Source organism: Aeromonas sp. Prich7-2 (assembly GCF_017939255.1).
Lineage (GTDB): Bacteria > Pseudomonadota > Gammaproteobacteria > Enterobacterales > Aeromonadaceae > Aeromonas > Aeromonas caviae.
Genome location: NZ_JAGKRI010000025.1, coordinates 34995 through 43676, shown reverse-complemented (window position 1 = coordinate 43676; position 8682 = coordinate 34995). Strand labels below are relative to the sequence as shown.

Genomic DNA, 8682 nt, shown 5'->3' with positions numbered 1-8682 from the left:
AGTGGCGGGAAAAGATAAAATGGCGGCGATCCAACAGGAGGGAAACATGTTTCGATTAGGGCTCATCATCAACCCCGTCGCCGGCATCGGCGGGGCCGTCGGTCTCAAGGGCAGTGACGGTATGGTCGCCGAGGCGCTGGCGCGCGGGGCCGTCCCCAAGGCCCGGGAGCGGGCCCGCCAGGCCCTGTTGCCCCTGTGCGAGCTGACCACGTCATTCGAGCTGCTGACGGTGGCCGGTGAGATGGGGGAGACGCTTGCCGCAGAGCTCGGGCTGCCCCATCGCATCGTCCATCGGCCTGCCGGGGCGCAGACGAGCGCCGAGGACACCCGGGCTGCCGCCCTGGCCCTGCGCGATGCCGGGGTGGATCTGCTGCTCTTCGCCGGTGGCGATGGCACCGCCCGTGACATCTGCACTGCGGTGGGGGAGTCCTGCCATGTGCTCGGCATCCCGGCGGGGTGCAAGATCCACTCCGGGGTCTACGGGGTGACGCCGGCGGCGAGTGGCCGGGTGGCGGCCAGAATGATCGCAGGGGAGCTTCTGAGCCTGGTGGATGCGGAGGTGATGGACATCGACGAGGAGGCGTTTCGCGCCGGCAAGGTGCGCGCCCGCCACTACGGCCAGTTGCTGGTGCCCGGGGATCTGCGCTACGTGCAGGCGGTCAAGCAGGGGGGGCGGGAGTCCGAGGAGCTGGTGCTCGCCGATCTTGCCGCCGGTGTGGTGGAGCAGATGGAGCCCGATACCCTCTACCTGATGGGGTCGGGGAGCACGGTGGCCGCCTGCATGGGGGAGCTGGGTCTGGAAAATACCTTGCTCGGTGTGGATCTGGTGGAAAATGGCCGGCTTATCGGGCAGGATCTCAGCGCCGCCGAGATCCTGACCCGGATCCGCGGCCGTCGCTGCCGTCTGATCATCACCCTGATCGGCGGTCAGGGACATCTGTTCGGGCGCGGAAATCAGCAATTGAGTCCAGACGTGATCCGGGCCGTCGGGCGCGAGCATATCCAGGTGCTCGCCACCAAAGCCAAGCTGGCGGCGCTAGAAGGCCGTCCGCTGCTGGTGGACACCGACGATCCGGCACTGAACCGGTCGTTGAGTGGTTATCTGCGCATAACCACGGGATACAAGGATCAGGTCATCTACCCGGTGGCCAACCCGGAATAGGACATCAAGGATGCGGCTGGCCTGGCGCCAGAGAGCCGCGATCAACCGGATCGCGGTTCCACTCCCCGAATTTTTTGCCGGCAACCCCGGAAATGAGGCTGCGTTAAATGACGATTCACGATTTTGAACACAAGTTGTTGGGACTGATCGACGCCATGGTCGCCACGGCCAGCGAAGACGAGCTGTTTGCGGGCGGCTATCTGCGGGGGCACATCTCCCTTGCGGTGGCGCGCGCCGAGCTGGAGGGCAAGACCCTGGTGCGGGACGTCAAGAGCTATGTGCTGCGCAGCCTGAACGAGGCCATCTTGCAGGGTGAGCTCTCCGAGCAGGACGAGGTGCTGGTGCAGGAGATGTGGAAGCGTCTGCAGGCCCAGGCGGAAGCTTGATCCCATTCGCAGTTCAAACACAAGTTTAAGTAATCTGCTTCCCTGAGTGTTATCAAAAGGTTAATAATGAGGCTCGCCTTTTGTTTCAGGGATTAAACCATGGCCTCCACCTCACGCATTGCCACCAGACTGCCGCTCGAGATGCTCTATCACTGGGAGCGGCAGTGTCCCGACCGAATCTATCTGCGTCAGACCATCCACCGCGAATACGTCGACTTCACCTGGGGTGAGGTCGCCGACGAGGCGCGGCGCATGGTGACGGCACTGCGCGCCCTGGGCCTGGTGCCCGGTGACAAGGTAGCCCTGCTCTCCAAGAACTGCGCCCAGTGGTTCATTGCCGATCTGGCGATGCAGATGGGGGGATACGTGAGCGTGCCCATCTACCCCACCGCCAACGTCGACACCATCGAATACGTGCTGCGCCACAGCGAAACCAGGGCGATCTTCGTCGGCAAGCTGGACGACTGGAAGAGCCAGGAGGCGGGGGTGCCCGGGGATCTGCTGCGTATCGCCCTGCCTTACGACACCATGCCGGCCGCCCACCAGTGGGACGATCTGCTGGCGCAATACGACCCCATCCCGGACAGCCCGGTGCAGGCGCCGGATGCCCTGTTGAGCCTGGTCTACACCTCCGGCAGCACCGGCAAGCCCAAGGGGGCCATGCTGAGCGTGGAGCGCTACGCCTGGTCCTGCGAGAAGCTGGTGGAGGCGGTCTCCCTCACCGCCGAGGATCGCGGCTTCTCCTACCTGCCCCTTGCCCACATCACGGAGCGGGTCTACATCTACGGCGGCAGCCTGTTCAGCGGTGCCACCATCGCCTTCCCCGAATCCCTCGACACCTTCATCGAGGACGTCAAGCGCTGCCGTCCCACCGTCTTCATCTCGGTGCCGCGGCTCTGGGCCATGTTCCGCATCAAGATCCACGAGAAGCTGCCCCAGAAAAAGCTGGCGCTGCTGCTCAAGATCCCCCTCGTCTCCAGCCTCATCAAGAGCAAGCTGCAAAAGGGGCTGGGGCTGGATCAGGCGCGGGTGCTGGGCTGCGGCTCTGCGCCGGTGGCCCCGGCGCTGCTGGAGTGGTATCACAGCATCGGCATCCATATCACCGAGGCCTGGGGCATGACCGAGAACCACGCCTACTCCACCCTCAACTACCCGTTCCGGGCGGACAAGATAGGCACCGTCGGCAAGGCCGGGCCCGGGGTGACCATCAAGATCTCCGACGAGGGGGAGATCCTCTGTCGCTGCGACGGCATGATGGTGGGCTACTACAAGGATCCCGAGCACAGTGCAGAGGCCATCGACGCCGAGGGCTGGCTGCACACCGGTGACATGGGCAAGCTGGACAGGGAGGGTTACCTCACCATCACCGGCCGCATGAAGGATGTCTTCAAGACTGCCAAGGGCAAGTACGTGGCCCCGGTGCCCATCGAGGGGATGCTCGGGCAGGAGCCCATCATCGAGCAGCTCTGCGTTATCGGCTACGGCATGCCGCAGCCGGTTGCCCTGGTGCAGCTCGCCGAGAGCGCCATGAAGGGGGACAAAGCCGGGGTGGAAGCCCAGCTGGAGGCCGCCCTCAACCGGGTCAACGACAAGCTGGAATCCCATGCTCGCCTGCGGGGCATCCTGGTGGTCAAGAGCCCCTGGAACATCGAGAACGGGGTGCTGACCCCCACCATGAAGATCCGCCGCCACCTGCTGGAACAAAAATACGCGGACATCGGCGAACGCTGGTCCGGCAGCCAGCGCATCCTGTGGGAGTCCTGACAGGGGTCGGTACCGCCATATCGGCCACATCAATGACAGCGGGGGAGCCAGTGGCTCCCCCGCTGTATTTCAGGGGGAAGCAAGCCGACAGGGGGCTGGGGCATTGACCCCTTCCCCGACGTTTCCCGCCGCCGCCATACCGCCCCGCGTCGGGGGAATCGGCAGGGAAGGTATTTGCAAAATCCATGGAGAGGTGGGATCCCAGTGGCTTGGCAAATGCATCTTGGGGTCACACACGGGGGCCGCAAGGGGCGGGGACGAGGTATTTATCCCTTCCCCGACCTTTCCCGCCGCCGCCATGCCGCCCCGCGTCGGGGGAATCGGCAGGGAAAGGTATTTGCAAAATCCATGGAGAGGTGGGATCCCAGTGGCTGGGCGAATGCATCTTGGGGTCACACACGGGGGCTGCAAGGGGCGGGGGGGAGGCATTGGCCCCTTAACCTGGGCTTCCCGCCACCGCAGAGGAGGTCTGCCAATAAGGTCATCGGAGGGAGACCGCCCTCACATGGGGCAGGGGGGCATCTGATGCACGGCGCCAGAGGCGCAGAGAGAGGGGCTGAGAGCAAGAAGGGGAGCCGCAGCTCCCCTTCCCGTTGGTGGATGCCGGGGTCAGACGGCTTTGTACTCAAGCTCGACCGAGCCCAGGGCCTTCAGGGTGGACTGGGCCGAATCCCGCTGACTGATCTGGCCATCCTTGCTCTCCAGCAGCACGGCGCGGCGCACGGTGGCGAGATCCTCGCCACCCAGCACCGCGTGGGCGCAGGCCATCTGCATCGGCGGCAGGCTCGGGTTGAAGGCGGCGTTCTCGGCATAGCGGCCGCAGAAGATGCGCCCGTCCTCGAACTGCAGCGCCACCGCGGCATAGCCCTGGCTGTAGGGGGCATAGCTCTGGCGGGCGGCGGCGAGCGCAGCCTGCCACAGGGGGTCGTCGCTCTCGAGCACCAGCTCGTCATGGGCCTGGGGGCTCATCAGGGCATCGGTGATCTCGAGATCGGCGGGGCCGAAGGAGTGGGGCAGGAAGGATTGCAGCTCGCTGAGATCGTCCGGCAGGGAGACCTTCAGGGTCTTGGCGGTGCTCAGCTCGTTCATGAACTGGCGGCAGTGGCCGCAGGGGGTGTAGTTCACGGTGATCTCGGAGATCCCGGTCTCGCCACCCAGCCAGGCGTTGGAGATGGCGGACTGCTCGGCGTGGACCGAGTGGAACAGCCCCTGGCCCGCGAACTCCATGTTGGCGCCAAAGTACCAGGTGCCGCTCAGGCCGCAGGCGATGGCGCCGACGAAGAACCTGGAGATGGGGGCCACCGAGCAGGCGGCCGCCAGCGGCAGCAAGGCCAGACGCAGGGCCCTGTCATCCAGCCCGGTGGCGGCTTTCAGGGTCGCGACCTGGTCCGGGGTGAAACGGGCCTGGAAATCGTCCCCCAGCATGGGCAGCAGGGCGGCCTGGAGCGGGGCGGAAAGGGTCTCGAATGGCTTGGCAAAGCGGGGATGCATACTGTGTCCTCAAAGGCCAATTGGGGGGCCATTGTAGGGAGCAAGCGCGGCGAATTGTGTGAGCGCGCTCACGCCTTGATGGGCAAAGGGGCGGGGATGGTAAAGGAAACGTTTGTCTTTCGCAATCTGTGCGCCAGCTCCCGGCATCAGGGAGGCGAGGGTATCGGATGGAAACGGTGAAAGGGCACAGAGGCCATGGCCGCAGGGGCGGCCACGGCAGCGGGGATCAGGTCAGCCAGTGGTAGAGGGCGAACAGCAGGGGGGCGATGGCCGCGGTCAGCACGCCGCACACCACCATGGCCAGCGACGAGAAGGCGCCCTGGGTCACCCCCTGCTCGGCGGAGGCGGCGGTGCCGATGGCGTGGGCGCAGGCTCCCATGGCGAGTCCCTGGGCCTCGGGGTCGGTGACCCGCATCAGCTTGAGCAGGGGATAGCCCGCCAGGGCCCCCAGGATCCCCACCACCACCACCACGGCGGCGGCGATGGCGGGAATGCCGCCGAGGGACTGGCTGACGCTCATGGCGAGCGGCGTGGTGATGGACTTGGTGGCGATGGAGGCGAGCAGCGCCGGATCCGCCCCCATCAGGTGGCCGACCACCAGGGTGGTGCAGACCGAGATGAGCACCGCGGTGAGGGTACAGGCCAGGATGGGTGTGAGCTTGTCGCGGATCTGGCGTGCCTGCTGGTAAAGCGGCAGGGCCAGGGCCACCACGGCGGGTTCCAGCAGGGCGGTCAGGGGCGAGGCCCCCTGCTGGTACTGATCCAGGGGCAGATCGAGCCAGAGCAGCAGGCCGATGATGACGGCGGTGGGGATCAGCACCGGATTGATGACGGGCCAGGGCAGGCGGCGGTAGAGGGCCCGGGTCATGAAATAGAGGGCCAGGGTGAGGGGAATGGCCAACCAGAAGATCATGGCTGCATCCTTGTGATGACAGGGTAAGGTGAGGTGAGGGGCAGGGCGAACCAGAGGATCATGGCTTGTTCATCCTTTGATAGAGGTGGCCGACCGCGCCCAGGATGAGCACGATGCCGAGCACGACGCAGAGCATGATGAGACCGAAGGATTGGCGCAGGGGCTCGAGCCAGGCCACCAGGCCCACCGCCACCGGCACGAACAGCACCCCCATGTGGCGCAGCAGCAGGCCGCCCCCCAGCTCGACCCAGGAGAAGCGGACGATCTGCAAGGAGAGCAGCACGAACAGCAGCAGCATGCCGATGATGCTGCCGGGGAAGGCGAAGGGCAGGATGGCCGCCACGGCCTTGCCTGCCAGCAGACAGGCGATGATGACCAGAAAATCACGAAGGTAGCGCAGGGTGCGTTGCAGCAGCACGGGGGCCTCATCTTGGCAAGTGTGAGCAAGGTCGCAGTTTAACAGGCACGGGGGGGAGGGAACAGGGTCAACTGGCCCGCAGGGGATACAATGGCCCCGGCTTCATCCCCATTCACAAGAAGGAGTTCCCATGTCGACCCCCTCTCTCCTGGCCCGGTTGCGCCAACTGCCCGCCGATCCCGCCCTCCCTGACACCCTGCTGCAAACCCGCCAGTGGGAGGGGCCGCTTTGCCGGGTGAGGCTCGACAACACCGGGAAGCAGTCCGAGGCCGTCCACCACTGGCGGCTGTTTGAGGGGGATCTCGGACTTGCGCCCGACGCGGCCATCTACGGGGAGGGGTTCCAGATGCTGGCCCAGACCGGGGGACGCTGGAATGCCCCCGAGCACCTGGGCCGCTGCCCCGATGCGTCTGTCTATCGCATCACCGCCGATCATGGCTACCACACGGTGCACAACCTGCTGCTGGTGGCGCTGGAGGGGGGCTGGCTGCTGCTGGCCTTTGCGAGCTGCCAGCGCTTTGGCGGGGAGTTTCGTCTCCATCCCGACGGGCGCCTCGAGATAGTGATGAACACCGAAGGGCGCACCCTGGCGCCGGGTGCGTACTGGCAGAGCGAGGCGCTGATCTGCCTGGAGGGGCCGGACAGGGAGGCCCTGCTCGCGACGCTGGCGCAGCATATCGCCGCCGAGCACGGCTCCCTGGTGGGGGAGGTGCCCACGCGCCCGAGCGGCTGGTGCTCCTGGTATCACTATTACGCGAACGTGAGCGCGGCGGACATTCGCGAGAACCTGGCGGTGCGGGCCGAGCGTTTCCCGGCCCTGCGCTACGTGCAGATAGATGACGGCTATCAGGCCAGGATGGGGGACTGGCTCACCCCTTCCGCCAAGTTCGAGGAGGGGGTGGCGGCCCTGGCAGGGGAGATCCGCGCCGCCGGTTGCGAGCCGGCGCTCTGGGTCGCCCCCTTTATCGCCGAGCCCGGCTCGCAAGTGTTCCAGGATCACCCTGACTGGTTCGTGAAAGGGGAGGATGGCCTGCCGCTCCCCTCGGAGCGGGTCACCTACGGGGGCTGGCGCTGCACCCCCTGGTACGTGCTGGATGGCACCCACCCCGAGGTGCAGACGCACCTGGAGCAGGTATTTCGCACCCTGCGTACCCAGTGGGGCATTCACTACTTCAAGCTCGATGCCAACTTCTGGGGGGCCATCCACGGTGGTCGCTTCCACGACCCCGCCGCCACCCGGGTGGAGGCCTATCGGCGCGGCATGGCCGCCATCCTGCGCGGTGCCGGGGAGGGGGCTTTCCTGCTCGGCTGCAATGCGCCGCTGTGGCCGAGCCTCGGCCTGGTGCACGGCATGCGGGTGAGCGATGACGTGGAGCGCCAGGGCCCCCGTTTTCGCCAGATAGCGCGAGAAGCCTTCTGCCGCGCCTGGCAGCACGAGCGGCTCTGGGTGCTGGACCCCGACTGCGTCTGCCTGCGGGATATTCCGGGCCAGCACGGGAGCCGCGCCGAGTACGACTTCCACCTGGCCGCCCTGGTGGCGAGCGGTGGCATGGTACTGGCGGGGGACAGATTGCAGGATCTGGACGAGGCGCAAGGGGCGCGCCTTGGCAAGCTGCTGGCCCTGTGCGCCGCGCGCACCCCGGCGGCCCGCTTCGAGGGGATGGCATTCGAGCGCGGGCGGGTGGCGCTGCCCGGGGGCGGCGAGCTGCTCTGCCTGTTCAACTGGGGGGAGCACGCCTGCGAGTTCCCGTTGGCGCCGGGGGGCACGGACTTCTGGGACGAGACGCCCCTGGGGAGCCCCCTGGTGCTGCAAGGGGGGCAGGGGGCGGTGATCCGCTACCCCTGATGGCGTTGCACTGCAAAAAGGCTCCCTCGGGAGCCTTTTTTACGTGGCGAAATGGTCTCTAGAAGTGCCACTCCATCCCGATGGCGTAATTGGCGGAGCCATAGCCCGGGATCTCGTTGCTGGAGGCGAGCGCCTTGACGGTGAGGCGAGTTGTCAGGGGGATGCCGAGCCCCATGCCGATGGCGATCTCGTCGCTCTGATCCCCCATCATGTCCACCCGCAGGGTGCGATAGAGGGAGAGATCCTGGCTCATCTGGGCATAGATCTGGGACGACTTGTTGTAGAGCTGGCCGAACACCTCCATCTGGAAGCCGTTTTGCGGCGTGATGGCCAGGGGAATGCCGGCGAAGCGGTAGAGATCCGAGTGGTTGAAATAGCTGTTGGTGATTTGCGGGGTGAAGTCGGTCTGCTGGTAGAGGGTGCTGAAGTTGTGCTCGATGAGCCGGTAGGTCTGCTCCGGCAGGCGCAAGAGGTAGTCTGGCACCTCGAACCGGGCGCCAGCGAGGGCGGCCTGGGGCAGCAGGGCACAGGCGACGAGTGTCAAAGCAGGCAGAGCTGAACGCATAAAACGAGAGTTCCCCAACAGTCGAAAGCACGGCATCCATGCCGTCAGCGCATCTAAATATTCACACTATCAGGAGCTTGGGCTCCCTGCCCATTATGTCGCGAGCCGGGGAAACGCATCGGTTTTTAACTGTGAAA

At 65.9% G+C, this 8682-nt stretch carries 8 protein-coding genes; 4 read left to right on the top strand and 4 right to left on the bottom strand.

The window, feature by feature from the left end:
• The first annotated feature begins 46 nt into the window (after positions 1–46).
• The 3 genes from J9892_RS06120 (at position 47) to J9892_RS06110 (ending at position 3312) form a co-directional block, all read left to right on the top strand.
• Positions 47–1162: an ATP-NAD kinase family protein gene (locus J9892_RS06120; protein ID WP_210538092.1), complete on the top strand. Its 1116-nt coding sequence runs from the start codon at positions 47–49 to the stop codon at positions 1160–1162.
• 107 nt (positions 1163–1269) lie between these two features.
• Complete coding sequence (locus tag J9892_RS06115) at positions 1270–1548, top strand: YfcL family protein (protein ID WP_010674457.1); 279 nt, start codon at positions 1270–1272, stop codon at positions 1546–1548.
• 99 nt (positions 1549–1647) lie between these two features.
• Positions 1648–3312 carry an AMP-binding protein gene (locus tag J9892_RS06110; protein ID WP_043155860.1) on the top strand — a complete coding sequence of 555 codons (1665 nt, stop codon included), beginning with the start codon at positions 1648–1650 and terminating at the stop codon, positions 3310–3312.
• Between the two features lie 609 nt (positions 3313–3921).
• Here the strand turns inward: J9892_RS06110 and cdd are convergent.
• The 3 genes from cdd to J9892_RS06095 form a co-directional block, all read right to left on the bottom strand.
• Complete coding sequence (gene cdd, locus J9892_RS06105; RefSeq protein ID WP_010674459.1) at positions 3922–4803, bottom strand: cytidine deaminase; 882 nt, start codon at positions 4801–4803, stop codon at positions 3922–3924.
• Positions 4804–5029: 226 nt separating this feature from the next.
• Positions 5030–5716 carry an LrgB family protein gene (locus tag J9892_RS06100; RefSeq protein ID WP_210538091.1) on the bottom strand — a complete coding sequence of 229 codons (687 nt, stop codon included), beginning with the start codon at positions 5714–5716 and terminating at the stop codon, positions 5030–5032.
• Between the two features lie 58 nt (positions 5717–5774).
• Positions 5775–6134 carry a CidA/LrgA family protein gene (locus J9892_RS06095; protein ID WP_010674461.1) on the bottom strand — a complete coding sequence of 120 codons (360 nt, stop codon included), beginning with the start codon at positions 6132–6134 and terminating at the stop codon, positions 5775–5777.
• Between the two features lie 130 nt (positions 6135–6264).
• On the opposite strand from J9892_RS06095, the gene J9892_RS06090 reads away from it, so the two are divergent.
• Positions 6265–7980 (top strand): glycoside hydrolase family 36 protein, encoded by a 1716-nt coding sequence (locus tag J9892_RS06090; protein WP_180911624.1) that lies wholly within the window; start codon positions 6265–6267, stop codon positions 7978–7980.
• A gap of 58 nt (positions 7981–8038) precedes the next feature.
• On the opposite strand, the gene J9892_RS06085 is transcribed toward J9892_RS06090, so the two are convergent.
• Positions 8039–8545 carry a hypothetical protein gene (locus J9892_RS06085; protein WP_010674463.1) on the bottom strand — a complete coding sequence of 169 codons (507 nt, stop codon included), beginning with the start codon at positions 8543–8545 and terminating at the stop codon, positions 8039–8041.
• Positions 8546–8682 lie beyond the last annotated feature (137 nt).